The organism is Marixanthomonas ophiurae (genome assembly GCF_003413745.1).
GTDB classification, from domain to species: domain Bacteria; phylum Bacteroidota; class Bacteroidia; order Flavobacteriales; family Flavobacteriaceae; genus Marixanthomonas; species Marixanthomonas ophiurae.
This window is the reverse complement of the sequence record NZ_QVID01000001.1, coordinates 1,997,539-2,024,509: the sequence shown is the minus strand read 5'-3', so window position 1 is coordinate 2,024,509 and position 26,971 is coordinate 1,997,539. Positions and strand designations below refer to the sequence as shown.

The following is a 26,971-nucleotide window of genomic DNA, read 5'->3' as shown; positions in this document are numbered from 1 at the left end:
AAGCTGCAAACTTAACAATAATGCAATAAAACAGCAAAACTACAGACTATAGTTTAATTGAAAATTACTAAGAAGTAAATGATTATTAACAATCCATCAAAATATAAAAAAGGAAGTTGAGTTCCCTTTAATTAAAAGACAACCTGTATAAAAACTTGATTACAATGTGACACATAAAAGTTAGCTTAATCAAATCTAAAGGAATCCCTATATTTTCTACAAAATTAATAATCAATGCTTTATTCGTAAAGTTAAATAAAGTTATAAAAAAACACCCCTCAAAAAATGCTTTTCTGAGAGGTGCTATTAATAAATGTTTTTTATATGTTAACTATCAGAATCTAAATAATTAGGGATTCCATCATTATCACTATCCATAAATATAATGTTTCCATCATCATCAAGCTCTACTTCAACACTGGTAGGTACACCATCACCGTCGTCATCACCATCAATATAGTTTGGTACGCCATCACCATCGGTATCATCATCTTCTTCTATACCATTGTCATTTAAATCTTCTAAAGTAGAAACAACACCATCTTCATCTTGATCACCAATTTCAACTTCATAAAGTTTAAAAGTAAAAATAAGTTGATCATACAATTGAATACCGGCTCCAAGGGGAGGGTTACTAAAATAACCTAAACCACTTGGTATAAAAGCGGCACCAACTCCAAAGTCCTTGAAAGTAATGGTTCCGTCTGGGTTTTGTTCTGTTAATTCGGGATCTGCTCCATTAAATTCAATCATCGCTTCTTGCAGACCATTTATTATTTGCGTTAAATCAAACTTTACAGGAGAAATTGAAGCATCAAAAACTTCGTTGTTTCGTATTGTTATTCCGGTATAAGAATTTACTGCCAAATCAGGGAAGTTAGGAGATTTCCCTTCACCTTGTCTTGCTTTAAGAATATATAAATCATAGAATACATCTTCATCTATTCGATCTTGTACAGATTTTGAAACAACTTGCTCCATTAAAGGAGTTTTATTGGCATTATCTCCTGCTATGGTATCAAATCTTATAGTATAATCAAAACCTTCTGGTGGGCTATTAAATTCTTCGTAGTTATAAAAATGGGTTTCTAAATAGGTTATAATATCTGCTTCTGCTTCAATTGCCTCTTCCCCTCTGTCGCGTGGTGGTATTGTATCAACCCCACCATCATCTTTTTTACAGGAAAAAAGTAAAAGAGCACCTACAAGGGCAGTAAATAGTATAAAATTGTTTTTTCTCATCATATTTTTTTTCGGGCCGGAAAGATACAATTTTCCGTTATTTTTGCAGTACGTATTAACGTAGATTTTTGAACAGTATTATGAGAGTTGATAAATATTTATGGTGTGTCCGATATTATAAAACCCGAAGCATTGCAACTAAAGCATGTAAAAAAGGAGCCGTACAGGTTAATGATGATAGTGTAAAGCCAGCCCGCGATGTATATCCAGGTGATAAAATTAGGGTCCGAAAAAACCAAATTAATTACCAACTCGAGGTACTGGATTTACCTAAAAATAGATTGGGTGCAAAGTTAATTGATATTTATCGAAAGGATATAACTCCAAAAGAAGCTTTTGAAGGCCAAGAAATGTTACAATATGCCAAAAAATATTATCGGAAAAAAGGAACCGGCAGACCTACAAAAAAAGACCGTAGGGATTTAGAGGATTTTACCGATACACAAGAAGAATAATACCCGTGCCTTTTACTATCTTTGAATAAAGTAATATTTTATATGGAAGAACAGACTGTTATCCTTACTAAAAAGCAAATAGATCATAAGATTAAAAGAATAGCCTATCAAGTCTATGAAACTAATGTAAATGAAAAAGAGGTTGTTATTGCCGGTATACAGAGTAACGGCTATACGCTTGCAAAAAAACTAAAAACCGCAGTTGAAAAAATTTCGCCTATAAAGGTTATCCTATGCGAAATGAAAATCAACAAAAAGAAACCAACAGATCCCATTGAAACATCAATATCAAAACAAGAGTACACCAACAAATCTTTATTATTGGTAGATGATGTTTTACATTCTGGGACTACTCTTGTTTATGGGGTTAAACATTTTCTGGAGGTACCACTTAAACAGTTTAAAACAGCGGTTTTAGTTGATAGAAACCATAAAAAATATCCTGTAAAAGCTGACTTTAAAGGCATTTCACTTTCAACGTCACTTAATGAAAATGTGGCAGTGATTTTTGAAAAAAACAAGGATCGGGCGATTTTAGAATAATTTTAAAACCAATTCTTCCACAACTTTTGAAACATCTTTATTATCTACTGAAATAACTAAAGCAGCTTTGTTGTAGACAAACAATCGCTCAAAAAGATGTTTTCTAATAAAATCTTGAAGTTTTTCTTTTGACTCTAGATGCGAAATTAATGGCCGCTTTTCTTTTTCTGAATACAGACGCTCTGTCAACACATCTAAAGAAGTTTTTAAATACACCGTAACAACATCATCAGACTCTTTTAAATAATCCATTACAGTGCCATAACAAGGAGTACCACCACCAGTAGCAAGTACAATTTGGTTTTGGGTTGCTATGATATTTCGTAATACTTCATTTTCTTTTTTTCTGAAATAAATTTCTCCTTTCTCGGAAAAAATAGTTGCAATGTTTATTTCTTCTTTTAATTCAATTTCAGTATCTAAATCTTTAAAAGTATAGTTTAATTTGTCAGATAATGCTTTTCCTAAGGTAGATTTACCACTTCCCATATACCCAATTAGTACAATTTTCATAAAAATATTTTCGTTTTTTATTGATTTTCAAAGGCTTTAAAAATTCCTTCAAATTTAATTGAAAATCTTTTGGATAGATAAAATAAATGATAGTATATTTGCACCCGCTAAGGCAAACAAATGCAATGGCACTTTAAAAGTAACATTTTAAAGTAATAATGACCTGATAGCTCAGTTGGTAGAGCATCTCCCTTTTAAGGAGAGGGTCCTGGGTTCGAGCCCCAGTCAGGTCACTTTTAAATTAAAACCCGTTCAATCAAATGAGCGGGTTTTTTATTTATATTCTTGTGTTTGGTCGTCTTAGCATATCTTAAGATAACAGTAAACAAAAAAACTAGTCCTCAAAAAAAAGACTATCTATCTTATCAGAGTAGATTAAGTGCTGAAAAGTGATTACTAATAAGTACTTTTTTAAATTATAAGAATTTAATATTACGCTACCATTCCCCACCTCATCTTTCCCAAGAAATAATATCTTTGCACGAACTGTTACTGAAATGCCAACCCCATGAACTTAACTATTGAAAATATTGTATTAGTAGGTTCTCTCCTATTACTTATAAGTATTATTGTAGGGAAAACTTCCTATAAATTTGGGGTACCTACTTTATTACTCTTTTTGGCAATAGGAATTTTAGCGGGTTCAGAAGGCATTGGAGGTATTCGTTTTGACGATCCAAAAGCAGCTCAATTTATTGGTATTGTTTCACTCAACTTTATACTCTTTTCTGGAGGTCTAGACACCAACTGGAAAGCCGTAAAACCAATACTGAGGGAAGGAATTGCCCTATCCACATTGGGCGTTTTACTCACAGCCGTTTCCTTAGGTACATTTGTCTGGCTGTTAACCGATTTTACTATCTACGAAAGTATGCTTTTAGGCTCCATTGTTTCATCTACCGATGCAGCAGCCGTTTTCTCCATTTTACGTTCTAAAAGTCTGGCCTTAAAAACTAATTTACGTCCTACTCTTGAGCTTGAAAGTGGTAGTAACGACCCTATGGCCTATGTACTAACACTTGCTTTTTTAACCTTAGTCATTAACCAAGACCAGAGTATCCTTTCTATTATCCCCATGTTTTTACAGCAAATGATTTTAGGAGGTGTTGGCGGCTTTGTATTTGGAAAAGCCAGTAAGTTTATCATTAATAAAATTAAGCTTGATTTTGAAGGGCTGTATCCAGTGCTGGTTATTGCCTTAATGTTTATTACCTTCTCAGCAACCGATTTTCTAGGCGGGAATGGGTTTTTAGCCATCTATATTTGTGCAGTGTATTTAGGAAACCAAGATTTAATACACAAAAAGACCATATTAAAAATGTACGATGGGCTAGCTTGGCTTATGCAAATAGTATTATTCCTTACCCTAGGTTTATTAGTATTTCCAAAACAAGTGATTCCGTTTATGGGAATTGGGCTACTTATCTCGTTATTTTTAATTTTTATTGCGCGTCCTATAGGAGTTTTTCTAAGCTTGATATTTTTTAAAATGAAAATGCGTAGAAGGTTTTATATCTCGTGGGTAGGCTTGCGTGGGGCGGTACCAATCGTATTTGCTACCTATCCCCTTTTAGCCGGAATCGATAAAGCCAATATGATCTTTAATATCGTATTTTTTATATCGGTTACCTCGGTGTTATTTCAAGGTACTACCCTTTCTATTGTTGCAAAATGGTTGAAAGTAGGTCTTCCTGAAACATCCAAAAAACTATCTGCTACCGATTTGTTATTATCTGAAAACCCAAAGGCCGAGATGAGAGAGTTTACATTAAGCTCGAATTGTTATGCAGTTGATAAAAAAATAGTACAATTGGGTTTTCCTAAAAATGCAATTATAGCGATGATTAAGCGCGATGGCAGTTATATAACCCCTAATGGTTCAACTATATTAGAAGCACAAGATAATTTAATTGTACTAGCTGATCGGGTCGAAATTTTCGAAGATGTACACCAAACCTTGACTACCCCTACTTAAAGATAAGAAAAGGTTTTTTACATATATTTAATACCTGAGAATAAATTAGAAGTATTTGCGTAAGGTTCATCTGCATTAAAACCATTTATAGTCCATAGCATTAAAAATAAAGACCGATGGCCCAACCAACTAATTTTGGTTTGCCACCGGCCTTCTTTTATACAATTGGGCATTGTATATTTTGTTCACTATTTATACCATCTCTAGCTCCTTTACCTTTAATATATTAGACGGTACTTTATTACCATTGGTAATATTTGTAGGTGAAATGAGGTCTCCATTATCCGTTACAATAGAGGTAACATATGTAGTTGAGTTCTCAATTTTATATTCTTTTCTAAACCCAATGAGATCGACTGTTATTTTTCGTTCCAAGGCTCCTTCATCTACAAACTCTTTAATAAGTTTCAACACATCATGATCAATATACACGGTACTGGAAGCATCAACAATAAGAGTACTGTTTTCTGGTAAATGGGCGAAAGTTTGTTTAATCGCTGCTTTGTTTAAAAACGAAACTTCCTGCGCCAATTCCATATGAATGGTTTCGCCTTCTTTGTGTTTATCTTTTTTGAAGAAATACGCCAACTTCACATTTCCGCGTAAAATAAAGTAGATACTTACGGCTAGACCAATTCCTACACCTATTAATAGATCGGTCATTACAATAGCAACCACAGTCACCACAAATGGGATAAACTGAAACTTCTTACTGTTGCGCCACATATGAACAAATTTTGCTGGACTTGCCAATTTATATCCAATTACAAGTAATACAGCCGCAAGAGATGCTAAAGGAATCAAATTCAATAAAAATGGAATTGCGAGTACCGCAGCCATTAAAAATATACCGTGCGAGATTGCTGCAATTTTAGTTCTACCCCCCGAGTTTACGTTTGCTGAAGTCCTAACAATTACAGAGGTTATAGGAATTCCACCTATCAAACAACTTAACATATTACCAACACCTTGAGCCTTTAATTCTCTATTCGTGTTTGTATATCGCTTTAAAGGGTCCATTTTATCTGCCGCTTCAATACACAATAAAGTTTCAATACTTGCAACTGCAGCAATGGTAATTGCTACCACCCAAATATCTACATTGGCTATTTGCGCAAAGTCTGGTACGCTAAACTGACCTAAAAATTGATCCATAGACTCTGGCACTGGAAGGCTTACCAAATGATCCTGACTGATAACTAATGACGAACCCGTTGCTTTAAAAAACTCATTAATAGCAACCCCTGCCAATACTGCTACCAAAGCACCAGGAATGGATTTTAACCTCTTTAAAAAGGGTATCTTTAAAAAGGCAATTAAGATTGCCAATGAAACAAGTACAACAATCACCGCTCCAGGGTGGATGTAGTTAATGGTATCTGCCAAAGCAGTAAAAATTTGATGTTCTCCTGCTGCATTAATAGCAAAGAAGTCGCCTTCATGCATTTCATCATATCCAAACGCGTGTGGAATTTGAGATAAGATGATGATAATACCGATGGCAGCAAGCATTCCTTCAATTACATTAGAAGGTAGGTAATTAGATAGCACACCCGCTTTTAAAAAGCCTAACAGTAATTGCATGGCTCCTGCTAAAAGGCCGGCCAATAAGAAGGCTTCAAAAGAACCCAAGCTTGCAATGGCTGCTAAAACAATAGCCGACAGCCCTGCTGCAGGCCCCGAGACACTAAGCTGAGAACCACTAAGGGCTCCTACTACAATACCGGCAACAACACCAGATATAATACCAGAAAACAAGGGTGCTCCACTGGCTAAGGCAATCCCTAAACATAAAGGTAATGCGACCAAGAAGACCACTAGTCCCGATTTAATATCGGATTTTAAATATTTAGTTGTGAAATTTTTCATAGCTATATTAAATTGTATGCGTTATTTTTTATGTGAGTTTTAACTAAAAAGACTGCTAAATGAATATTTTTTTTGAGATAATTCAGTATCTATTTTTGCTGGAACTTCTACAACCTCTGTAGCATTCTTTTTTAAGAATTTTGTTGTGTCAAACCATTTAACACCGGGGTATTGAAGTACTTTATCTTTTGGAATAATTGCATTTTCTGCCCCCAATTTTTCCATAAAATTTTTAAAGGCTATAGAGTTCAAGCCGGTAAAAAGCTCACAAGTTATTGTATCTAGGGATTGCTTGTGTTCTACAAGCAGGCGCTGTTTGGCCTTAACAAATTCATCTGTAAATTGTTTACGTATTTGTTCTCTTGAACTAAAGTGGGTTATGCCCCATCGAGTATTTGGCAGCTTATGACCCGCAATTAAAATGATATCCAATTTGGTGTTTGGAAAATTTAAAATTGCGTATTCAACAAGTTGTAATGATTCAACAGTGAAATCTGTAGGAATAAGTATTTTTCTCATTTTTTCTAACTTTTCAGCAAACATAGTTACTGAAGGTTAGAGCCATATAAGAGTGAAATTAGAACAAGATTAGAATTTTAAGAATTGTAGGTGTTTTTATTAAGGAGCTTAATTTTCACTATTGTTCCTTTGTCTACTTGAGAGAGCACTCGTATTTCTCCAGAATGCATTTTTATAATACGATAGGCTAGCGGAAGACCAAACCCAAAACCTTCGATACCTCTTACGTTTGAAGCTCGAAAAAATGGTACATATATATTTTTTAATTCATCTTCTGGAATGCCTACACCTTCATCGTTTATAGTAATTAGAATATAATCGGAATCGGAAAGTATTTTTAAGGTCACTACTTTATTATCTGAAAATTTACACGCATTTTCTATTATATTACTTAAAGCAACATGTAATAGTGATTCACTTCCCAAAATGGTGATAGCATCTTCTTTTTCAGGTAGTTCTTCAAAATCTAATTTTATTTTATTATTTGGAATAGCAACATCAAGATTTTGTTTAATATTTAAAATCAATTCATCCACCCGAATGGTGTCTATTACAAATCCCTTTGAGTCAAAATCAGTTTTGGCTAGTTTTAAAAGGCCGTTTACTAAAAAATCTAAACGTGAGGCCTCGAGATCTATATTCTTAAGTATTGCGTGGTACTCTTCTATGCTTCTTTCTTTAATTAAAGCTACCTCGGTTTGCCCTAATATAGCAGTAAGTGGATTACGAAGTTCATGCGATGCATTATTTATAAAGTTGCTTTGAAGGTCGAAAGATATTTGCAACCGATCTAGCATATTATTGAATGTACGCGACAGTTCGGCAAGCTCATCTTTCCCTGTGGCTGTTTCCAAACGTAGGGAGAGGTTTTCCGCACGAATAGAATTAACTTCTTCTGTAATTTTAGAAATAGGACTTAAGGCTTGCATAGCGTAGTACCTACCTAACACGAAAATAAATACAATGCTTACAAAGAAGGCAATGATGAGGATGTTTCTTAAATTCTCTAGCTTTCCGAATCCATACAAGTCTGTAGCAGACAGCACCACTATAAAGTCACCTTCATTATCGTGATAAAGCAAGCCGGTATAGTAATAATCGCCTTGTTTTAGTTCGGTATATTCATTAGCAAATATTTTTTTGAAAAAACTTTCTGGCAAGGTTTTATCAAACGCAGTCAAAGGCTCTTTCTTTTCTGCATCGACAGGGTAAATAACTTCTTCTTCATTGGGTAGCGTTTGTAGATGTCGAATTCTAATATCATTATAAATATCATCATTTAATTCATCTTCATCTAAATAAGCTTGTGCTGCAATAGTTGCCCTTTGGCTTAAGCGTAAATAAAACTCGTTTTCAGTATATTCTTTTGAAAAGTAATAAATAAGAATAAAAACTCCACTTAAAAATAAACTGGTTAACACTATAAAAACAGAGGTGATTTTTGTTCTTAACCGCATATATTTTATTCTTCTTTAAGGATATAACCCATACCTATTACCGTGTGAATTAACTTTGTTTCATAATCTTTGTCTATCTTGTTTCGCAGGTAGTTTACATATACATCTACTACATTTGTACCTAGATTAAAGTTGATATCCCATACATTTTCAAGAATATCTACACGGCTAAGCACCCTGTTTTTATTTATTAATAGGTATTCTAATAATCTAAATTCAGTAGAAGTTAATTTTATTTTACTACCGGCTCTTTCAACGAACTTGGCATCCATATCTAACTCTAAGTCTGCTAATTTTAAAGAATTGCTACACCCTACAAGCACTTGTTTATTTCTTGTACGGGCACGTATTCTAGCTAACAATTCAATAAACTTAAAGGGTTTTATTAAATAATCATCCGCTCCGGCATCTAAGCCTTTTACTATATTATCAGTTGTTCCTAAAGCAGTAAGCATAATGATGGGAAGGCTTTCATTTCCCATCTCTCTAATTTTTTTTGCCACTTCTCTACCGTCCATTTTGGGTAAAATAATATCTAAAACAACTAAATCTATATTTTTTTGCTGTAATAATTCTAAGCCTTGTAGTCCATCATAAGCCACAAATACTTTATATCCAGATTCTTGCAAACCTTGACTTATAAATGCCGCTACATTGGGCTCATCCTCTATGACTAATATTTGCTTGTTGATGCTAGTTTCTTTATATGTTTTAAAATCACAAAGATACATTTTTGAAAGAACAGCTTTTTACTTTAGAGGTTAGAATTGTATTAGAGTTTTCACACAGCAGTATGTGAAATATTAATTAGTAACAGTGTTGTATTTTTTTACGCCATCTTCAACCCTATTTAGAAATTTAAAAGAGAGAGGCAGCAATAAATTTTATAAAAAGTAAAATGTCTGTTCTCAAAATATCTATATTTGCACTCGTTAAAAAAGCATCTCTTTATATTTAAGCCCAGGTGCTGGAACTGGTAGACAGGCATGGTTGAGGGCCATGTGTCCTTTAGGGCGTGTGGGTTCGACTCCCATCCTGGGCACTTTTCACTACAATTAAAACCTATTCACCTCTTTATTAATTGTTTATCATATATTTAATTAAACTAAACAAAAATATCTAGTTTCTTTTTCTTTTTAGTATTTTGGACATTGTAATTTTCATTTTTTACAATGTCTGTAGAAACAAAGTTTAGTATTAAAGACCTTGAAAACCTTAGTGGTATTAAAGCGCACACCATTCGTATATGGGAAAAAAGATACAACCTCCTTGAACCTGAGAGAACCAATACAAACATACGCGAGTATTCTGTAAGTAATTTAAAGAAGCTTCTCAATATTGCTTTTTTATACAATACTGGCTTTAAAATTTCTAAAATAGCAGCATTAACTGAAAGTGAAATTATTAATGAAATAGAAAGTAGTATACCTAAAAACAGAGAAGAGCACGCCATTACTATACTTAAAACAGCTATGTTTGAGTTTAATCACCCTCTTTTTTCAAATACACTTTTCAAATTAGAGAAAACAAAGGATTTTAGAGCCTTGTTTTTTGATGTTTTCATCCCGCTTTTAAATGAATTAGGAACGCTATGGCATACTGGTACTATAGACCCCGCCCACGAACATTTTATTTCAGAATTAATTAAACAAAAAATAATAATCAATATTGAAGCGCTTCAGAAAAAAGAAGCTTCTAGAGAACTTCCAACTTTTTGTTTATACCTCCCGTATAATGAAATTCACGAAATTGGATTGCTTTTTGCACACTATGAAATTTTGAAAGCTGGCTTTAACACCATCTATTTAGGTACAAATATTCCGCTGCAAAACTTAGAACATGTTTTAAAGCACCATAAAAAAATAATATTCTTATCCTATTTTACTGTAAAGCCAGAAAAAAGAACTATTCAAGAATATATTAATGAATATAACAAAGCAATAAGCTATCATAAAAATCAAAAACTTTGGCTAATGGGCAGGAGAATACAAAAAACAGACACCCATACATTACCATCAAATATTTCTACGATTAAAGATCACCAAAGCTTAATAAAGCAACTTAAAACTTTAAAAAAATTATAACATTCAAAAAACAATATTATTTTTTGTTTAATTATTTCCTATATTTGTTAAACAACATATGAAAAAAATTGCAATAATTGGTTCTGGCTTTTCATCTTTGGCGGCTGCTTGTTATCTATCAGCTGAAGGAAATGAAGTTACCGTATACGAAAAAAATAAAACGGTTGGCGGTAGAGCTAGGCAACTAAATAAAGAGGGCTTTATCTTTGATATTGGTCCAACTTGGTACTGGATGCCAGATGTTTTTGAGCGCTTTTTTTCAGATTTCAACAAGCAACCGTCAGACTATTATAGTTTAATAAAGTTAAATCCTGCTTACAGTGTGTACTTCGGAAAAGAAGAACGTATAACCATTGAAGATACACTCGAAAAAATTTGTGCTGCTTTTGAAAAAGAAGAACCTGGAAGTTCAAAAAAACTTAAAAAATTCATTGCCAAAGCACAAAACAACTATGATGTAGCCATAAAAGATTTAGTGTATCGACCAGGCGTCTCCCCTTTTGAGTTGGTAACTCCGGTTACGATGAAAAAAATAGATCAATTTTTTAGTACCATTAGTAAAGAAGTTAGAAAGGAGTTTAATAATCCCAAACTGATATCCATATTAGAATTTCCTGTGTTATTTTTAGGAGCTAAACCTTCCAACACTCCCGCTTTTTATAGTTTTATGAATTATGCCGATTTCGGTTTAGGCACCTTTCATCCTAAAAACGGAATGTACAGTGTTATTGAAGGAATGAAATCATTAGCTGAAGAGTTAGATGTTACTATTAAAACCGAACAAACAGTTGAAAAAATTTTAGTTAAAAGTAATACGGCGTCAGGCTTAAAGATAAATGGCGAAATAATAGCCGCCGATATCATTGTGAGTGGTGCAGATTATCACCATACAGAAACATTACTTGATAAAAAACACCGACAATACTCCGAAGCATATTGGGACAAAAAGACCTTTGCGCCCTCTTCTCTACTATTTTATGTAGGATTTGATAAAAAAATTAAAAATGTAGATCACCACACCCTTTTTTTTGATGTCGATTTTGAAGCGCACTCAAAAGCTATTTACGACAAACCTGATTGGCCAGAAAACCCTTTGTTTTACGCTAGTTTCCCCTCAAAAACAGATGACAATGCTGCCCCGGTAGGAAAAGAAGCTGGCATATTCTTAATTCCATTAGCGCCTGGAATAAAAGACACGCCTGAAATAAGGGAAGAATACTTTAAAAAAATAATCACAAGATTTGAAAATCTTACCAACCAAGAAGTGAAAAATTACGTTATATTTAAAGAGTCCTTTTGTGTTAACGATTTTATTGAAGAATACAACTCCTATAAAGGAAATGCATACGGGCTTGCAAATACGTTACTGCAAACTGCTTTTTTACGCCCAAGTTTAAAGAGTAACAAAGTTAAAAATCTGTTTTTTACAGGTCAATTAACTGTTCCGGGACCTGGTGTTCCGCCCTCTTTAATTTCTGGAAAATTAGTTGCAGGCCTAGTACAAAAACAAATAAAAAAATCGTGAAAGAAATATTCGACATAGTATCTAAAACCTGCAGCAAATCTGTAACCAATGCGTACAGTACATCTTTTTCACTTGCTACAAAAATGCTGGCTCCCACTATTAGACAGGATATTTATAATATTTATGGTTTTGTCCGTTTTGCCGATGAAATAGTGGACTCTTTTCATGAGTATGATAAGGAAACATTATTTAATAGATTTGAAAAAGACTTACACCATGCTTTGAATGAAAATATAAGCTTAAACCCTATTCTTAATTCATTTCAACACACGGTAACCAAATACAATATTGAACAACATTTAATCGACTCTTTTATGAAAAGCATGCGATTAGATCTTTCAAAAAAAGAATACATAACCGAACCCGAATACCAAGATTATATCTATGGCTCTGCAGATGTAGTGGGCCTTATGTGCTTGAAAGTATTTGTAAAAGGGGATATGCTAAAGTATGAAGCATTAAAAGAATCTGCCATGCATCTAGGTTCTGCTTTTCAAAAAGTAAATTTTCTTCGTGATTTAAAAGAAGATTTTGAAGAATTAAGCCGAACGTATTTTCCAAATACTAATTTAAAGGCTCTAGACGAAAATTCAAAACAGCGAATTATCGAAGAAATTGAAGAAGATTTTAGAAAAGGGTACGAAGGAATCTTACTTTTGCCAACAGAGGCCAAATTTGGTGTTTTTATGGCCTATCGCTATTACAAACGACTTTTGAAAAAGTTACAGAGAACACCTGCCATCGAAATAAAAAACACTCGTATTCGTGTTCCTAACTACGAGAAATTCGGGTTATTAACACGAAGCTATGTAAAATACCAATTAAAATTAGTTAAATAGTCATGATGACATTTTTTTGGATTCTTATCTTTTTAGCCACCTTTAGTTTTATGGAGTTTATGGCGTGGTTTACCCATAAATATGTTATGCACGGCTTTTTATGGAAGCTGCACAAAGATCATCACCATAAAGATCACAGCAGCTGGTGGGAACGTAACGACTTCTTTTTTATCTTTTACGCTGCTGTAAGTATAGGCTGTTTTATAACCTGGCAATATTATGGCTTTTGGGCTGGATTGCCCATTGGTTTAGGTATTTTTGCGTACGGTGTTGCCTATTTTATGGTTCACGATATTTTTATACACCAACGGTTCAAACTTTTTCGAAATGCCAATAATTGGTATGCAAAAGGAATACGTAGAGCACATAAAATGCACCACAAACATTTAGGTAAAGAAGATGGAGAATGTTTTGGTATGCTTTTTCCTCCTTTGCGCTTTTTTAAAAAAAAGTAGTACATGAACAACCTTTATTTATGGCTCGTTTTGGGCTCCTTTAGCATTCCTTTTTTATTTAGTTTTCATCCTCGACTTCAATTTTATAAAAAATGGCGATCCTTTTTCCCAGCTGTCGCCATCATGATGGCTATCTTCATACCGTGGGATAGTATATTTACTGCCAGTGGTTTTTGGGGATTTAACGACGCCTACATAACCGGTACCCGCATTTTTCATCTTCCCATAGAAGAATGGCTGTTTTTTATTTGTATTCCCTACGCTTGTATATTTACACATTATGCGTTGCATGAATTATTTCCTAAGTTTTCTTTTTCTGAAAAGTTCACTTCTATATTTTATGTATTGTTAGCAAGTACTTTAATAATTTTATTATGGTATTATTACGATCACTGGTATACATTTATAAACTTCATCTATGCCCTCATTTTATTAGGTGTGGTTTATAATTATCGGAAAAAGTGGTTGATGGATTTTCTACCTACCTATTTTATCATCTTTATACCTTTTTTTCTGGTAAACGGAATTTTAACCGGTACCGGAATTGAAGACCAAGTAGTTTGGTATAATGATGCTGAAAATATGGGACTTCGTCTTTTAACCATTCCAATTGAAGATACTATTTACAACTTAGGAATGTTATTGACCGTTTTTGTTTGTACCGAATTGTTTGAAAAACAATACAACAAAGCATAACTTTACAAAATATCTTTCAACCTACATTATGAGCAAAAGTAATTATACAGAAGATGATAAAAGGTTTATGCAACGCGCCATTGCCTTAGCCGAAAAAGGAATGGATACAAACGCTGGTGGACCCTTTGGAGCTGTGGTTGTAAAGGACGGTAAAATTATTGCCGAAGGCCACAATAACGTTACTTCCACTAACGATCCTACTGCTCACGCCGAAGTGGTGGCCATTAGAAAAGCATGCGAAAAATTAGAAAGCTTTCAATTAACAGATTGCATTCTTTATACCTCATGTGAACCCTGCCCTATGTGTTTGGGCGCAATCTATTGGGCTCGTCCCAAAAAAGTGTTCTACGCTTGTAATAGAGAGGATGCAGCTGAAATTAATTTTGACGATCAATTTATCTATGATGAAATTGATAAAGAAATAGAGAATCGAGAGATAGCCTTTGTCCGTATGCTTCGAAATGAAGCTGTTAAAGTATTTGATAAATGGGCCAATAAAAACGACAAGAAAGTTTATTAAAATTAATTGTCTAGCAACCCATCAATAATTCCCTTCGTTTTTTCGCTGTCCCAATCGGCGGCACCGGTTTCTTTAATAACTATCTCTCCTTTTTTTGAAATAAGATATGTTGTAGGCAAAGACTGCGAAAACAAGACTTTAGGCGCTTTTGTATGTTGAATATAGATGGGAAATGTATAGCCTTTCTTATCCATAAAACGCTGTACAATTTCAGGTTCTTCTGAAGTGACCAAGTAGAAATCAACCCGTTCCCCATATTCATCATATAGATTTTGAAGCGATGGCATTTCAGCAATACAAGGCGGACACCACGTAGCCCAAAAATTAATAAGTATTACACGTCCTTTCGATTCTGAAAAATCTACTCCATTATTCTCTAAAGAGGTTAAATTCCAATTATAGTCTGTAAGTTGTTTTCTCTCTTCAACATCAGTCTCAGAGGGACTAAATGAAATTAATCGTTGTACAAAAACTTGAATAGGAGTTCTTGTTTGAGGAATTATCAACAAGGCCAGTACGGCTAGGAACAAAATATTCCCTTTATTCTTTTTTAAAAATTGCTTCATATCACGTTCATTTTCTTCGACTGTTATAACAAAAAACCCGCCAAAACTAGTATTTGGCAGGTTTTTAAAAGTTTATTAATTCAGAAACTACTGAAATTTTTTAAGCGTTTTGCTTTTTAATCAAATTAAGAGCAGAACCTTCACGGTACCAGCTTATTTGCGCATCATTATACGTATGATTCGCTTTTATGGTGTCTTTGCTTCCGTCTTTATGTACTATTTCTATAGTAAGTGGTTTATTTGGAGCAAAGTCTACTATATCTATAAAGTTAAACGTATCATCTTCTTGAATTAGATCGTAATCTGCTTCATTAGCAAATGTTAATCCTAACATCCCTTGTTTCTTCAAGTTTGTTTCGTGGATACGTGCAAACGATTTTACCAATACAGCTGCAACGCCTAAAAAGCGTGGCTCCATAGCTGCGTGCTCACGAGAAGAACCTTCGCCGTAATTATGGTCTCCCACTACAATGGTTTTAATTCCTTTGGCTTTATATTCACGTTGTACATCTGGTACGCCGCCATATTCACCATCTATTTGGTTTTTAACAAAGTTTGTCTTTTTGTTATAGGCGTTTATGGCACCAATTAAACAGTTGTTAGAGATATTATCTAAGTGACCTCTGTAACGCAACCAAGGACCAGCCATTGAAATATGGTCGGTGGTACATTTTCCGAATGCCTTGATCAACAACTTCATCCCTTGCATTTCAGAATCTTGAATAGGCTCGAATGGTGTTAACAATTGAAGACGCTCACTATCTTTAGCTACTTTAATTTCTACGCCACTTCCATCTTTCATTGGCTCAACATAACCGTTCTCTTCTACTTCAAAACCTTCTGGTGGTAATTCAATCCCTCTTGGTTCATCTAGTTTAACTTCTTGTCCATCTTCGTTTACCAAGGTATCGTTCATTGGGTCAAAATCCAAACGACCTGAAATTGCTATGGCAGCTACCATTTCTGGAGAACCTACAAAAGCGTGTGTATTTGGGTTTCCATCGGCACGTTTTGAGAAGTTTCGGTTAAATGAGTGTACAATGGTGTTTTTTTCTTCGCCTTTGCGATCACTACGGTCCCATTGACCAATACAAGGCCCACAGGCATTGGTAAATACGGTAGCTCCTAAATCTTCAAAAACATTTAAAAGTCCGTCACGCTCAGCGGTAAAACGTATTTGCTCACTTCCTGGGTTGATACCAAAATCACTTTTAGGTTTTAGCTTTTTATCGATTGCTTGTTGTGCAATAGAAGCCGCTCGTGTTAAATCTTCATAAGAAGAGTTGGTACACGAACCGATTAATCCCCAATCTACTTTAATTGGCCAATCGTTTTTCTTTGCTTTTTCTCCTAACTCGCCTACTGGTGTCGCTAAATCTGGCGTAAAAGGACCGTTTAAATGCGGACGCAATTCAGAAAGGTCAATTTCGATTACTTCGTCAAAATACTGCTCAGGGTTAGCATAAACTTCGTCATCTCCTGTTAAGTGTTCTCTTACTTTGTTTGCTTCATCAGCAATATCTTCACGTTCAGTCGCTCTAAGGAAGCGTTCCATAGAATCGTCATATCCAAATGTAGAAGTGGTTGCACCAATTTCGGCACCCATATTACAAATGGTTCCTTTTCCAGTACAAGAAAGGTTTTTAGCTCCAGGTCCAAAATATTCAACGATAGCACCTGTCCCACCTTTTACGGTCAAAATACCAGCTACTTTAAGAATCACATCTTTTGAAGCCGTCCAGCCGCTTAATTCGCCTGTAAGCTTCACTCCTATTAACTTCGGAAATTTAAGTTCCCAAGGCATTCCGGCCATCACATCTACTGCATCTGCACCACCAACACCAATCGCAACCATACCCAAACCGCCAGCATTTACTGTATGTGAATCGGTACCTATCATCATTCCGCCTGGAAATGCATAATTTTCCAATACCACTTGGTGAATAATACCAGCTCCGGGTTTCCAGAAACCAATTCCATATTTATTGGAAACAGATTCTAAAAAGTCAAAAACCTCGTGACTGCTTTTGTTGGCACTTATCAAATCTTTTTCAGCACCTTGTTTTGCTTGTATTAAATGGTCACAGTGTACTGTTGTAGGTACGGCAACTTTATCTTTCCCTGCTTGCATAAACTGAAGCAATGCCATTTGTGCGGTAGCATCTTGACACGCAATACGGTCTGGTGAAAATTCAACGTAGTCTTTTCCACGCTCAAAGGCTTCAGAAGGTTTGCCATCCCAAAGGTGGCTATATAGTATTTTTTCAGAAAGGGTTAAAGGTTTCCCGACAATCTCGCGTGCTTTATCCACGCGTTCTGCCATTTGGGAATATACCTTTTTTATCATGTCAATGTCAAATGCCATAGTTTTATTTTTTTGATTTTTTGAAGTCCTGCGAAATTACAAAATTTCATTATAATTTAAAAATGTTTAACGAACTGCGTTAAACACTGCTTATTTTACAAAGAATTATAGTTTTTGATATAAATATTTATCAATTACATAATTTTTGATATGCAAAATTATGAATTTGTAAATGCTTTGGTTTTGAAGTGGTTGAAAAGAGGTGAAAATGCACTAAAAAAGTTTGATTCTAAATAAGGGGAGGGACGGTTGTGAGTTTTGGGTTATTATCAAATAACAGATACTAAAATTAACTACTTGCTGTGAAAAAATAAAAATGCAATTATATCTAAAGTTCTATAAAACCAATTTTTATTGCTTTCTTTCTCAGTTTGCTTATTATTTTTTTTTCATTTTCTAAGCTCAACTAATAAGTACAAATAAAATAAAAAAATCACTTTTTATACATTAAAACCAGCTTGACGATTGCAATAATTGAAGCCGCAACCTCAATAACAGACCCTACTGCTATAAAAATTGTGGCGTCTATAAAGCCTAAATCCCAATGGAGCATGGTAACAATAGCGCCCAAGGTGATTAAAACCATTCCTATTACAAATAAAATAATAGGAAGTGTAAACTTTTTAAGGTCCATTAAAACAGGCTTGTAATGATTTTTTCGATGGTCAGCCCTTCAGCTTCCGCTTTATAGTTTTTAATTAGCCGGTGACGTAGAATTCCGGTGGCTACTTTTTGAACATCTTCAATGTCTGGAGAAAACTTTCCGTGTAATGCTGCATTGGCTTTTGCAGCTAAAATCAAGTTCTGTGAAGCTCGTGGCCCAGCTCCCCAATCAATGTAGTTTTTTACGATTTCAGGTGCTACTTGACTGTCAGGACGTGTTTTTCCAACAAGCGTTACTGCATATTCAATTACATTATCAGCAACCGGTATTTTTCTGATGAGTTGTTGATACTCGATAATCTCTTCCGCAGTGAATAACGAATTAACTTCATTTTGCACCCCAGCTGTAGTGGATTTAACCACCTCAACTTCTTCAGAAAAAGAAGGGTAATCTAAATTTACGGCAAACATAAAACGGTCTAACTGTGCTTCGGGCAATGGGTAGGTTCCCTCCTGCTCAATTGGGTTTTGGGTTGCCAATACAAAATAAGGTAAATCTAACTTATAGTGTTGTCCTGCAATTGTCACCGCACGTTCCTGCATGGCTTCCAATAAAGCGGCCTGGGTTTTGGGCGGCGTACGGTTTATCTCATCGGCCAAGATGATGTTGGCGAAAATTGGACCTTTTATAAATTTAAAGTTTCGGTCTTTATCTAAAATTTCAGAACCTAAAATATCACTCGGCATTAAATCTGGCGTAAATTGAATACGTTTAAATTGTAACCCTAAAGTTTGTGCAACCGTGTTAACCAATAATGTTTTTGCCAACCCGGGAACACCAATTAACAGTGCATGACCTCCAGAAAAAACAGACAGTAATACTTGTTCTACAACTTCGTCTTGCCCAACGATTACCTTACTTATTTCGGCACGCAATGCGTTGTATTTAGTTACGAGTTGTTTTACTGCTGCTACGTCTGACATATTGGTCTAGTTATTTATTCGTTTTAGGTTCACTTCTTACTGCTTACTGCTTATTACTACTTACTACTTACTGAAAACTACTTACTGAAAACTACTTCTTCAACCAGTTGCTTGCAAATTCACAATCTTCATAATCTTCGTTCACCTTAACGTAAGTTTCGTCAATTTTTTCATTTTGCCATTCTTCAATGGTTTTTACTTGTTTTTGCTTTAGTGCTAAATCCTTAATTTTTTCGTAATCTTTTGAAAAATCTGCGGTATGTTCTTCGTATCGACGGGTTATTGTAAGGAATTTAAACTTGGTTTTCCCAGATCGATCTCTATCAGAATATACTTTTGAAATTTCATTAGCCTTTAGGTTGTAAACTTGGGCACTTAAAGCAGGATCCATTTTAGTCAATTCAAAACGAGTGTCGCTTGATACAGGGTTTACCAATTGCCCTCCACTAAAACGGGTTTCTTTTTCATCAGAATATTTCATAGCGGCATCGGCAAAAGAGAGTTCTCCGTTTACCACTTTGGTACGTACACTATCAATTTTAGCTCTTGCTTTATCTACAGTTGCACTTGAGACATCTGGTACCATTAGTATATGGCGTACATCTAATTCCTGACCTTTAACTTTATCTATCATTAAAATATGAAACCCGAACTCTGTTTCAAAAGGTTCGCTTACTTCCCCTTCTTGAAGAGAAAAAGCGGTATCAATAAATTCTTTAGCAAGAGGCGAATTCTTTTTAATTCCTTTATATAATCCTCCTTTTGAACTCGATCCTGGATCTTTTGAATATAAAACAGCCTTTGTTGCAAAGCTTGATCCATTTTCAACAATATCTCGGCGAATTTCATTAAGCCTGTTAATTACATCTTGTTTGGCTTTTTCGGTGATTTCAGGCTCTATTACAATTTGTGCAACTTCTACTTCGGCACCAAAAACAGGCCGATCTTCTTCTGGAATGGAAAAGAAAAACTCTCGAACTTCTTCTGGTGTTACTTCAACATCTTCGATAATTTTACGTTGCATTTCTTGAGCTAGGGCAATGGTTTTATTCACTTCAAATAATTCTTGACGTAATTGCCCCATATTATCTTTTCGGTAGTATTCCACTACTTTTTCTTCACTACCCAACTCACTAATCATATAGTCCATTTGCTGAGTAATCTGGTCGTTAATTTGAGCATCTGCAACTACTACACTATCAACTTTGGCGTGATGAGCATACAGCTTATCTTCCATTAACTTACCTACCAATTCACAACGGGTTATGTCTTTTATATCAAGTCCTTGTTGTTGCATTTCTAGATAGCCTTTATCTATATCGCTATCTAAAATTACATACTCGCCCACCACAGAACTTACTCCTTCTGCTTTAAAACGTTTAAAAGGCTTTAAGGAATCAGCTTTTTTTGTTGTTACCTTTATAGAGTCTTCAGCTTTGCCTTTTACAACACCTGTACTGTCCACAGTAACTACTTCTTGTGCTATTGCAAAATTTGCTAATAACAAGAATATTGCCGTCAATACATTAACGCTTTTCATACGTTTCAAAGTTTTTATTTTTAAGTGCATCTTTTGTTATATCTTTTTCTAGTTTTTTTATTAATTCTAGCTTTCTTTTGTTCAGTATTATTTGTTCTATCGTTGGAGAAACATAAGAAAGTGGGGCTACATCGTTTGTTTTAAGAACGTCTTCAATTTTGACCAAATATACCCCTAATGAATCTTGTACTTGTGTGAAATTTGATTTTTTTAACAATTCAGACTCCTTATCTTTAAGTGCTGGAAATGTTTGCAGTAAAGCATCTTTTTTCACCCAAGTAGAATCATTGAAATTATAGTTTGTAAATTGTATGCTTCTATCTTCTAAATCTTTCTTATCCTCGGCTGTAAATCTTCTAAATTTTTCAACAACACTATTGGAGTTTGTAAAATCTTTTGAAAGTACAATGTAACGGACTTTTATAAGCTCGTCATTCAATATAAAATTATCTTTGTTTTGGGTGTAAAAATTTGTCAATTCATTTTCAGTGATAGTACTGTCCAATTGTTGTGCCACGATTGTATTTTTATAGGCTTCAGCATATAGTTCATTTTTATAATCGTTGACTAGCTCTTGGTAGTTATCTAAATTTTCTTGAGATAAGTTTATTTTTGCTTGATCTATTAACAACTGTTGTGTTGCCCAACGATTAATAAAATTGTTTACTAACACCGAACTATCTTGCGGTGTTGCATTTTTAGGTAGTATACTTTCAATATCTTCTTGATATAAGTAACTATCGTTAACACGGGCAATAGGGATTTGCTCGGTATCCTTTTTAAAATAATCGCATGATACCGCAATTAACAATAATAACACAAGTATTCCGGCTTTCTTCATTAACCCTGTAACGCTTCTTTAACTTTATTTAGTGCCTTTTTGTTGACGATTACATTATACTTTTTGTGAAGACTCTCTATCCATTTTTTTTCAAGATAGTTTTGGTAATCGCTTAAAACACTTCCTTTCGCCTTATCTAAAGGTTTAGTGCCTGCAGGAAGAACAGCATTTACATTAATTACAATATATGAATCGTTCTGGTTGTATATATCTGATACTCCCTTTTTTCCTTTAAAGCCTTTTGGCAACTCGCGTTCCTCTTTTTCAAAAATACCAGTGGTAAGAATAACATTTACTGTATTGTCTTTATTTAATTGGGCTTTTATTTCTTCGCCTGTTTTTCCTTTTTTGAAAAGCTTAGAAGCTTCTTGGGCTGTTTTTTCATTGGTTGCTGAAATGATTTCCGCCTCATACCTTTTGTCCCATTTATAATCTTTTTTATGATCATTATAAAATTTCTGAAGTCCTACAGAGTCACTTTTGGCTTTGTTCCATACATTTCTTTCCATGAGATCGAAAATTAATAAACCATCCCGATATTCACTTATTACCGTTGCATATTGCTCGTTCTCATCTTCCAATTTATAACGGAAGTAATCTTTTAAAGCTTGTGTTTCAAATTCATCATACATGTCGTGAATAATCTTATACTTGGTTTTTGAAAGCTGCATTCTACGTTGGCGTTCACTTATGTATTCGGCAAAATCGCTGTACATTACGTCCCTTTCCCCAATACTAAAAAGTACTTTATCCTGCGATGTACTTAAGGTATCGTATTTCCACTTTCTATTCATCACATCATCAGTTACAAATTCATTAAAAAATTTGCTGTAATCGTTTTTTTGTGAAAATCGGTATTTTTCTTTAATCTTATTATTAACTGCATGGCTCACTATTTTTGAGCGGCTCCCCTCTTTAACGCGTTTTTCAAGATATTCTTTTTCTTCCTCAAAGGTTGGCTTGTCTTGTATTGTGTCTAACCGAATTATATGCCAGCCAAATTCACTTTTTATAGGTTTTGAAACCTCGCCTAGATTCTTTAGCTTATATGCCTCTTCTTCAAAAGCTTTAGATTTTAAATCCCCTTTTGCAAATGGAGTTAGTTCTCCTCCTTTTACAGCAGAGTTTTTATCGTCTGAGTATTGCTTCGCCAAATCTTCAAAAGATTTTCCTTGTTGTAGCATAGCATAAACTTCGTTAATGCGCTCTTCAGGATCGAAAGTTCGAGCTCCAGCATTATCCGAAATCATAATGTGTGAAACACCTCTTTTTGGTTCGCGCTCACGACGATCTACCACTTTGATAATATGGTAGCCATACTGCGTACGAATAATATTAGAAATGCCCCCTTCTTTAGTATTATATGCTCCAGTTTCAAAAGGATAAACCATAGAAAATACTGAAAAATAACCCAACTTACCAGCAGTTTCTTTAGCGCCTGGCTCCTCTGAATATTGTTTTGCTAATGTCGAAAAATCCTCGCCATTAACTGCTTTTACTCGAATATTCTTTATTTTATTGTAAGCTTTCAAGGTGTCTTGCGGCACAGCATCATACCCAACTAATATTAAAATATGGTCGGCACTAATCATATCTTTACCGCGCTCATAAGCTTCGCGAGCTAGATCTTCAGTCACTTTGTTTTCAAAAATATAGTTCCTAGAAAGCTGTTCTTGATATTTCCTGAATTCCTTTCTATACGAACGTGTTTCGTCCAATTTTTGAGCATAAGCTTCGGTCGCTTTCAACTTATAATCAATAAAAAGGTCTAAATATCCATCTACGCTTTTTTGCGATTCATCCTGCACCAAGTCTAAATTTTTGTTATAAACCCGCTTAAATTCTGAAACATAAACTGGAGATCCGTCAATGGTCAACAAAACCTCCTTTTTGTCTTGACCTAAAGCAATGGCTGAAACCATTACCATCAAAAGCAACACTATGGAATATTTATTCATTTTTACAGTTATTTTAGTTTATTTTTTATGAAGTGTCGCAAAAGTATAAAAAAGTACTGTTAAACAAGCACGGACATTAAACGTTTTTACAAAACCCGATAGTGTATATATTTTGTTTAATTTTTGTGAAAATTGCGTATTTTAGTAATAAATTTCAAAGATTATGAACTATACTGTTGAAGTTATAATTAATCTTCCCCGTGAAAAGGTTATCGAGAAAATGGATAATCCCCAAAACCTAAAACATTGGCAAAAAGGACTTATACATTATGAAACACTTGAAGGAACACCTGGCCAAGAAGGAGCTAAAATGAAATTAGAATACAAAATGGGAAAACGAGATATGGCATTAATCGAAACCATTTTAAACCGAAATTTTCCACATGAATTTCACGCTACTTATGATGCTAAGGGCGTGCATAATATTCAAAAAAATTATTTTGAAGAAATAGATAAGAACCATACTAAATGGATCTCGGAAAGTGAGTTTCATTTTTCAGGCTTCGGAATGAAGCTAATGGCTTGGCTTATGCCGAGAGTTTTTAAAAAACAATCTAAAAAATACATGCAAGACTTTAAAAATTTTGCAGAAAAAGATATTTCAGTAGCTACAAAAAATTAATGGAACAAGTTAAACTAATATGGGACTTTCGAGGCCCAAATGCTATCAAAATAGCCGAACATCATGCTAAACACCTTAAAGAATTTACAACCACAGAATCTTTGGAGAATACTACTTGCGATACGGAACAAATAAACCCAATGCACTGCACGGCTTTTTTAATAACCCCAAAAGACAAAATGGATTTTATACGAGAACGTTTAAAACCCAATAGAGGACAGCTTTATAATTCTAAATCATAAAACAATGTCTTAATTGTAACACCATATCCTTTTTATAGTCATTTAAGAGAATTTATGTAATTTTACGCCAAACAAAATATAACCATGAAATATTTAAACATTATTTTTCTTTTTATCTGTATTACAGGTTTTTCACAAACAAAAGTTGGAACCATTAATGTAGATTATATTGTTTCACTAATGCCTGAATTAGAAACTGTTCAAAAAGAAGTAGAAGCATATAGCAAAACACTGGACACCGATCTTCAAAAGAAAGTTACAGACTATAAAGCTAAAATTGAAGCTTATAAAGCAGGGGAAGCTTCTTTTACTGATGCACAAAAACAAACTAAGCAACAAGAATTAGTAGATACAGAAAACGATATTGCTAAGTTTCAACAAAACGGTAATAAACTTATTGGTATCAAGCGCGATGATAAAATGCGCCCGGTTTATACCAAAATAGGACAAGCTTTAGATAAAGTTGCTAAAGCAGGTAGTTATACTCAAGTACTAACTGCAGATGCATCGGTTGTGTACTTTGACGACAAATATGACCTTACACTTGATGTGCTTAAGGAATTAGGCGTTACTATCCCTGAAACTGGAGAGTAAACTTTTATGCCAAACAAATAAAGGAAGCACTAAATTACCTTGAGTAATTTGGTGCTTCTTTAGTTATAGTAACATCGTGAGGATGACTTTCATGAATACCGGAAGAAGTGATTTTAACAAACGTTCCATTTTCTTTTAACGCTTCAATGGAGTTAGCACCACAATAGCCCATTCCGGCACGTAAGCCTCCTATAAACTGCGTCATGCTTTCAAGCAATTCACCTTTGTAAGGCACACGACCAACAATACCTTCTGGCACCAATTTTTTAATATCGTCTTCCACATCCTGAAAATAGCGATCTTTAGAACCTTTTTTCATAGCTTCTACGCTACCCATTCCGCGATACGATTTAAACTTTCGTCCTTCGTAAATAATTGTTTCCCCTGGAGATTCTTTTGTTCCTGCCAATAAAGAGCCTAACATCACACAGTCTGCTCCTGCAGCTAACGCTTTTGGAATATCACCAGTATACCGAATACCACCATCGGCAATTACAGGAACACCCGTTCCTTTAAGTGCTGCCGAAACTTCTAATACCGCAGAAAATTGTGGAAAGCCAACTCCAGCGACGACCCGAGTTGTACATATTGATCCTGGACCAATTCCTACTTTTACTGCATCAGCACCAGCATCTGCTAAATATTTAGCGGCTTCTGGAGTTGCAATATTACCTACAACCACATCTAATTCTGGAAAATTCTTTTTTACTTCTTTTAAAACAGTAACTACTCCTTTTGTATGACCGTGAGCGGTATCGATAATCACAGCATCAACTTGAGCGTTTACCAATGCTTCAGCACGTTCAACGGCATCTGCAGTAACACCTAGAGCAGCTGCTACACGAAGGCGGCCATATTGATCTTTATTGGCTGTTGGCTTTTGGGTTAGTTTGGTAATATCCCTAAACGTAATCAACCCTAATAAGGTTCCATCATCTTCAACAACCGGTAGTTTCTCAATTTTGTTTTTCTGAAGAATAATCTCAGCCTCTTTTAAAGAAGTTCCTTTTGCTACGGTCACTAAGTTTTTAAAAGTCATTACTTCCTCCAACTTACGTTCGTAATTTTTTTCAAAACGAAGATCGCGATTGGTTACGATTCCAATTAGTTTCCCTTCATCATCAATAATAGGGATACCACCAATGCTGTATTCTTTCATTGTAGCTTGTGCATCGGCTACAGTAGCTGTTTTTTTCAACGTAACTGGATCGAGTATCATCCCGCTTTCGGCACGTTTTACTTTACGTACTTCGGCAGCTTGTTGCTCGATAGTCATATTTTTATGCAAAACGCCTATTCCACCTTCGCGTGCAATAGCAATTGCCATAGCACTTTCGGTAACGGTATCCATTGCTGCGGAAACAATAGGAACGTTTAAAGTAATATTTCGAGAAAATTTTGTTTCGATGGAAACTTCTCTAGGAAGCACTTCAGAATATGCGGGTACTAAAAGTACGTCGTCATACGTAAGGCCTTCTCCAAGAATTTTGTTGTCGTGTGCGGTCATTGCAATTAAATTTTTATTCCGAAAAGAAACCGGAAATTAGTTACCGTTTAATTGCGTGCAAATGTACAATTAAATGTTTGGTTCAGCTAAGTAATAAAAAGGTTTATTTTAATTCAATCTAAAAACAAAACAGAACCTATACACCTATTTAAATTGTTTCTAAAGGAATACCGCTGTATTTTTATGTAACTAAAAAAGATAATATTATGGCAATTAGACTAGCACACAACTGTATAAACTGTGATAACTTGATGGAAGGCGACGTTTGTTCAGTTCATAAAGTAATGGTGAATACGCATTACACTTGCGATAACTTTGAAATGAAAGCAAAGCTAAATGACGAGCGAAACTGCGTAACGTGTTCAAGATACGAAGAAAGCGATTGCGCAAATCCTGATAAAGCTGCACCCGGAATGTTATGCGCCGCTTGGGCTCCACAACAACTGAATGCATAAAC

At 34.7% G+C, this 26,971-nt stretch carries 27 protein-coding genes and 2 tRNA genes; 15 read left to right on the top strand and 14 right to left on the bottom strand.

Features of this window, described 5'->3' with window-relative positions; translation table 11 throughout:
- Nucleotides 1–327: 327 nt before the first annotated feature.
- Nucleotides 328–1,245: an FKBP-type peptidyl-prolyl cis-trans isomerase gene (locus DZ858_RS09320; RefSeq protein WP_239990752.1), complete on the bottom strand. Its 918-nt coding sequence runs from the start codon at nt 1,243–1,245 to the stop codon at nt 328–330.
- Between the two features lie 77 nt (nt 1,246–1,322).
- Here DZ858_RS09320 and DZ858_RS09315 point away from each other — a divergent pair, with 77 nt between their 5' ends.
- Entirely contained in the window at nt 1,323–1,697 is a 375-nt protein-coding gene (locus DZ858_RS09315; protein WP_117159278.1) for an RNA-binding S4 domain-containing protein, read from the top strand.
- 42 nt (nt 1,698–1,739) lie between these two features.
- On the top strand, nt 1,740–2,240 hold the full coding sequence (locus DZ858_RS09310) for a phosphoribosyltransferase family protein (RefSeq protein WP_117159277.1): 501 nt from the start codon (nt 1,740–1,742) through the stop codon (nt 2,238–2,240).
- Here the strand turns inward: DZ858_RS09310 and DZ858_RS09305 are convergent.
- The gene (locus tag DZ858_RS09305) at nt 2,232–2,753 is read right to left on the bottom strand and encodes a shikimate kinase (RefSeq protein ID WP_117159276.1); all 522 of its coding nucleotides are present in this window, start codon (nt 2,751–2,753) and stop codon (nt 2,232–2,234) included. The two genes, DZ858_RS09310 and DZ858_RS09305, sit on opposite strands and share 9 nt — an antisense overlap.
- A gap of 160 nt (nt 2,754–2,913) precedes the next feature.
- Between DZ858_RS09305 and DZ858_RS09300 the strand changes: the two genes are divergently transcribed.
- A tRNA-Lys gene (locus DZ858_RS09300) sits at nt 2,914–2,986 on the top strand.
- A gap of 275 nt (nt 2,987–3,261) precedes the next feature.
- On the top strand, nt 3,262–4,728 hold the full coding sequence (locus DZ858_RS09295; protein ID WP_117159275.1) for a potassium/proton antiporter: 1,467 nt from the start codon (nt 3,262–3,264) through the stop codon (nt 4,726–4,728).
- Between the two features lie 192 nt (nt 4,729–4,920).
- Here DZ858_RS09295 and DZ858_RS09290 read toward each other — a convergent pair whose 3' ends face one another.
- Genes DZ858_RS09290 through DZ858_RS09275 form a run of 4 tightly spaced genes read right to left on the bottom strand, consistent with a single transcriptional unit; the run spans nt 4,921 to nt 9,304 of the window.
- Complete coding sequence (locus DZ858_RS09290) at nt 4,921–6,597, bottom strand: SulP family inorganic anion transporter (protein WP_117159274.1); 1,677 nt, start codon at nt 6,595–6,597, stop codon at nt 4,921–4,923.
- 39 nt (nt 6,598–6,636) lie between these two features.
- On the bottom strand, nt 6,637–7,140 hold the full coding sequence (locus tag DZ858_RS09285) for a hypothetical protein (protein WP_117159273.1): 504 nt from the start codon (nt 7,138–7,140) through the stop codon (nt 6,637–6,639).
- Between the two features lie 53 nt (nt 7,141–7,193).
- Complete coding sequence (locus DZ858_RS09280) at nt 7,194–8,573, bottom strand: sensor histidine kinase (protein WP_117159272.1); 1,380 nt, start codon at nt 8,571–8,573, stop codon at nt 7,194–7,196.
- 5 nt (nt 8,574–8,578) lie between these two features.
- Complete coding sequence (locus DZ858_RS09275; protein ID WP_117159271.1) at nt 8,579–9,304, bottom strand: response regulator transcription factor; 726 nt, start codon at nt 9,302–9,304, stop codon at nt 8,579–8,581.
- 227 nt (nt 9,305–9,531) lie between these two features.
- On the opposite strand from DZ858_RS09275, the gene DZ858_RS09270 reads away from it, so the two are divergent.
- From DZ858_RS09270 to DZ858_RS09240, 7 genes are all read left to right on the top strand, one after another.
- Nucleotides 9,532–9,615, top strand: a tRNA-Leu gene (locus tag DZ858_RS09270).
- 130 nt (nt 9,616–9,745) lie between these two features.
- Nucleotides 9,746–10,657: a MerR family transcriptional regulator gene (locus DZ858_RS09265; RefSeq protein WP_117159270.1), complete on the top strand. Its 912-nt coding sequence runs from the start codon at nt 9,746–9,748 to the stop codon at nt 10,655–10,657.
- 58 nt (nt 10,658–10,715) lie between these two features.
- Nucleotides 10,716–12,182 (top strand): phytoene desaturase family protein, encoded by a 1,467-nt coding sequence (locus DZ858_RS09260; RefSeq protein WP_117159269.1) that lies wholly within the window; start codon nt 10,716–10,718, stop codon nt 12,180–12,182.
- The gene (locus DZ858_RS09255; RefSeq protein WP_117159268.1) at nt 12,179–13,021 is read left to right on the top strand and encodes a phytoene/squalene synthase family protein; all 843 of its coding nucleotides are present in this window, start codon (nt 12,179–12,181) and stop codon (nt 13,019–13,021) included. The genes DZ858_RS09260 and DZ858_RS09255 overlap by 4 nt, the downstream gene beginning before the upstream one ends.
- A 2-nt stretch (nt 13,022–13,023) precedes the next feature.
- The gene (locus DZ858_RS09250; RefSeq protein WP_117159267.1) at nt 13,024–13,476 is read left to right on the top strand and encodes a sterol desaturase family protein; all 453 of its coding nucleotides are present in this window, start codon (nt 13,024–13,026) and stop codon (nt 13,474–13,476) included.
- 3 nt (nt 13,477–13,479) lie between these two features.
- A complete protein-coding gene (locus DZ858_RS09245; protein WP_117159266.1) occupies nt 13,480–14,172 on the top strand; it encodes a lycopene cyclase domain-containing protein in 693 nt (230 codons plus the stop codon).
- A gap of 28 nt (nt 14,173–14,200) precedes the next feature.
- Nucleotides 14,201–14,692: a nucleoside deaminase gene (locus tag DZ858_RS09240; RefSeq protein WP_117159577.1), complete on the top strand. Its 492-nt coding sequence runs from the start codon at nt 14,201–14,203 to the stop codon at nt 14,690–14,692.
- Nucleotides 14,693–14,694: 2 nt separating this feature from the next.
- Here DZ858_RS09240 and DZ858_RS09235 read toward each other — a convergent pair whose 3' ends face one another.
- The 7 genes from DZ858_RS09235 to DZ858_RS09205 all read right to left on the bottom strand — a co-directional run bounded on the left by DZ858_RS09235 (nt 14,695) and on the right by DZ858_RS09205 (nt 23,549).
- The gene (locus DZ858_RS09235; protein WP_117159265.1) at nt 14,695–15,258 is read right to left on the bottom strand and encodes a TlpA family protein disulfide reductase; all 564 of its coding nucleotides are present in this window, start codon (nt 15,256–15,258) and stop codon (nt 14,695–14,697) included.
- Nucleotides 15,259–15,358: 100 nt separating this feature from the next.
- Nucleotides 15,359–17,623, bottom strand: coding sequence for an aconitate hydratase (locus DZ858_RS09230; RefSeq protein WP_117159264.1), 2,265 nt, complete (start codon nt 17,621–17,623; stop codon nt 15,359–15,361).
- A 433-nt stretch (nt 17,624–18,056) separates the two neighbouring features.
- A complete protein-coding gene (locus tag DZ858_RS09225) occupies nt 18,057–18,257 on the bottom strand; it encodes a hypothetical protein (RefSeq protein ID WP_117159263.1) in 201 nt (66 codons plus the stop codon).
- Complete coding sequence (locus tag DZ858_RS09220; RefSeq protein ID WP_117159262.1) at nt 18,257–19,210, bottom strand: AAA family ATPase; 954 nt, start codon at nt 19,208–19,210, stop codon at nt 18,257–18,259. Before DZ858_RS09220 ends, DZ858_RS09225 begins: the two co-directional genes overlap by 1 nt.
- A 91-nt stretch (nt 19,211–19,301) precedes the next feature.
- On the bottom strand, nt 19,302–20,750 hold the full coding sequence (locus tag DZ858_RS09215; protein ID WP_239990751.1) for a peptidylprolyl isomerase: 1,449 nt from the start codon (nt 20,748–20,750) through the stop codon (nt 19,302–19,304).
- The gene (locus DZ858_RS09210) at nt 20,737–21,591 is read right to left on the bottom strand and encodes a peptidyl-prolyl cis-trans isomerase (RefSeq protein WP_117159261.1); all 855 of its coding nucleotides are present in this window, start codon (nt 21,589–21,591) and stop codon (nt 20,737–20,739) included. Before DZ858_RS09210 ends, DZ858_RS09215 begins: the two co-directional genes overlap by 14 nt.
- Entirely contained in the window at nt 21,591–23,549 is a 1,959-nt protein-coding gene (locus DZ858_RS09205) for a peptidylprolyl isomerase (protein WP_117159260.1), read from the bottom strand. The genes DZ858_RS09210 and DZ858_RS09205 overlap by 1 nt, the downstream gene beginning before the upstream one ends.
- A 163-nt stretch (nt 23,550–23,712) precedes the next feature.
- On the opposite strand from DZ858_RS09205, the gene DZ858_RS09200 reads away from it, so the two are divergent.
- From DZ858_RS09200 to DZ858_RS09190, 3 genes are all read left to right on the top strand, one after another.
- Nucleotides 23,713–24,171, top strand: a complete 459-nt coding sequence (locus DZ858_RS09200; protein WP_117159259.1) for an SRPBCC family protein — start codon at nt 23,713–23,715, stop codon at nt 24,169–24,171.
- Nucleotides 24,171–24,413 (top strand): hypothetical protein, encoded by a 243-nt coding sequence (locus DZ858_RS09195; protein ID WP_117159258.1) that lies wholly within the window; start codon nt 24,171–24,173, stop codon nt 24,411–24,413. The genes DZ858_RS09200 and DZ858_RS09195 overlap by 1 nt, the downstream gene beginning before the upstream one ends.
- 84 nt (nt 24,414–24,497) lie before the next feature.
- Nucleotides 24,498–25,007, top strand: coding sequence for an OmpH family outer membrane protein (locus DZ858_RS09190; RefSeq protein WP_117159257.1), 510 nt, complete (start codon nt 24,498–24,500; stop codon nt 25,005–25,007).
- Between the two features lie 34 nt (nt 25,008–25,041).
- Here DZ858_RS09190 and guaB read toward each other — a convergent pair whose 3' ends face one another.
- Nucleotides 25,042–26,514 carry an IMP dehydrogenase gene (guaB, locus tag DZ858_RS09185; protein WP_117159256.1) on the bottom strand — a complete coding sequence of 491 codons (1,473 nt, stop codon included), beginning with the start codon at nt 26,512–26,514 and terminating at the stop codon, nt 25,042–25,044.
- 206 nt (nt 26,515–26,720) lie between these two features.
- Between guaB and DZ858_RS09180 the strand changes: the two genes are divergently transcribed.
- Nucleotides 26,721–26,969 (top strand): hypothetical protein, encoded by a 249-nt coding sequence (locus DZ858_RS09180; RefSeq protein ID WP_117159255.1) that lies wholly within the window; start codon nt 26,721–26,723, stop codon nt 26,967–26,969.
- Nucleotides 26,970–26,971: the final 2 nt, after the last annotated feature.

What these genes read in the sequence shown, in the direction of transcription:
- DZ858_RS09235 (WP_117159265.1), bottom strand. Translation starts at nt 15,258, where the DNA reads ATGAAGCAATTTTTAAAAAAGAATAAAGGGAATATTTTGTTCCTAGCC.
- DZ858_RS09250 (WP_117159267.1), top strand. Translation starts at nt 13,024, where the DNA reads ATGATGACATTTTTTTGGATTCTTATCTTTTTAGCCACCTTTAGTTTT.
- DZ858_RS09280 (WP_117159272.1), bottom strand. Translation starts at nt 8,573, where the DNA reads ATGCGGTTAAGAACAAAAATCACCTCTGTTTTTATAGTGTTAACCAGT.
- DZ858_RS09305 (WP_117159276.1), bottom strand. Translation starts at nt 2,753, where the DNA reads ATGAAAATTGTACTAATTGGGTATATGGGAAGTGGTAAATCTACCTTA.
- DZ858_RS09190 (WP_117159257.1), top strand. Translation starts at nt 24,498, where the DNA reads ATGAAATATTTAAACATTATTTTTCTTTTTATCTGTATTACAGGTTTT.
- DZ858_RS09295 (WP_117159275.1), top strand. Translation starts at nt 3,262, where the DNA reads ATGAACTTAACTATTGAAAATATTGTATTAGTAGGTTCTCTCCTATTA.
- DZ858_RS09275 (WP_117159271.1), bottom strand. Translation starts at nt 9,304, where the DNA reads ATGTATCTTTGTGATTTTAAAACATATAAAGAAACTAGCATCAACAAG.
- DZ858_RS09260 (WP_117159269.1), top strand. Translation starts at nt 10,716, where the DNA reads ATGAAAAAAATTGCAATAATTGGTTCTGGCTTTTCATCTTTGGCGGCT.
- DZ858_RS09290 (WP_117159274.1), bottom strand. Translation starts at nt 6,597, where the DNA reads ATGAAAAATTTCACAACTAAATATTTAAAATCCGATATTAAATCGGGA.
- DZ858_RS09210 (WP_117159261.1), bottom strand. Translation starts at nt 21,591, where the DNA reads ATGAAGAAAGCCGGAATACTTGTGTTATTATTGTTAATTGCGGTATCA.
- DZ858_RS09315 (WP_117159278.1), top strand. Translation starts at nt 1,323, where the DNA reads ATGAGAGTTGATAAATATTTATGGTGTGTCCGATATTATAAAACCCGA.
- DZ858_RS09215 (WP_239990751.1), bottom strand. Translation starts at nt 20,750, where the DNA reads ATGAAAAGCGTTAATGTATTGACGGCAATATTCTTGTTATTAGCAAAT.
- DZ858_RS09225 (WP_117159263.1), bottom strand. Translation starts at nt 18,257, where the DNA reads ATGGACCTTAAAAAGTTTACACTTCCTATTATTTTATTTGTAATAGGA.
- DZ858_RS09195 (WP_117159258.1), top strand. Translation starts at nt 24,171, where the DNA reads ATGGAACAAGTTAAACTAATATGGGACTTTCGAGGCCCAAATGCTATC.
- DZ858_RS09245 (WP_117159266.1), top strand. Translation starts at nt 13,480, where the DNA reads ATGAACAACCTTTATTTATGGCTCGTTTTGGGCTCCTTTAGCATTCCT.
- guaB (WP_117159256.1), bottom strand. Translation starts at nt 26,514, where the DNA reads ATGACCGCACACGACAACAAAATTCTTGGAGAAGGCCTTACGTATGAC.
- DZ858_RS09205 (WP_117159260.1), bottom strand. Translation starts at nt 23,549, where the DNA reads ATGAATAAATATTCCATAGTGTTGCTTTTGATGGTAATGGTTTCAGCC.
- DZ858_RS09230 (WP_117159264.1), bottom strand. Translation starts at nt 17,623, where the DNA reads ATGGCATTTGACATTGACATGATAAAAAAGGTATATTCCCAAATGGCA.
- DZ858_RS09200 (WP_117159259.1), top strand. Translation starts at nt 23,713, where the DNA reads ATGAACTATACTGTTGAAGTTATAATTAATCTTCCCCGTGAAAAGGTT.
- DZ858_RS09310 (WP_117159277.1), top strand. Translation starts at nt 1,740, where the DNA reads ATGGAAGAACAGACTGTTATCCTTACTAAAAAGCAAATAGATCATAAG.
- DZ858_RS09320 (WP_239990752.1), bottom strand. Translation starts at nt 1,245, where the DNA reads ATGATGAGAAAAAACAATTTTATACTATTTACTGCCCTTGTAGGTGCT.
- DZ858_RS09240 (WP_117159577.1), top strand. Translation starts at nt 14,201, where the DNA reads ATGAGCAAAAGTAATTATACAGAAGATGATAAAAGGTTTATGCAACGC.
- DZ858_RS09285 (WP_117159273.1), bottom strand. Translation starts at nt 7,140, where the DNA reads ATGTTTGCTGAAAAGTTAGAAAAAATGAGAAAAATACTTATTCCTACA.
- DZ858_RS09220 (WP_117159262.1), bottom strand. Translation starts at nt 19,210, where the DNA reads ATGTCAGACGTAGCAGCAGTAAAACAACTCGTAACTAAATACAACGCA.
- DZ858_RS09265 (WP_117159270.1), top strand. Translation starts at nt 9,746, where the DNA reads ATGTCTGTAGAAACAAAGTTTAGTATTAAAGACCTTGAAAACCTTAGT.
- DZ858_RS09180 (WP_117159255.1), top strand. Translation starts at nt 26,721, where the DNA reads ATGGCAATTAGACTAGCACACAACTGTATAAACTGTGATAACTTGATG.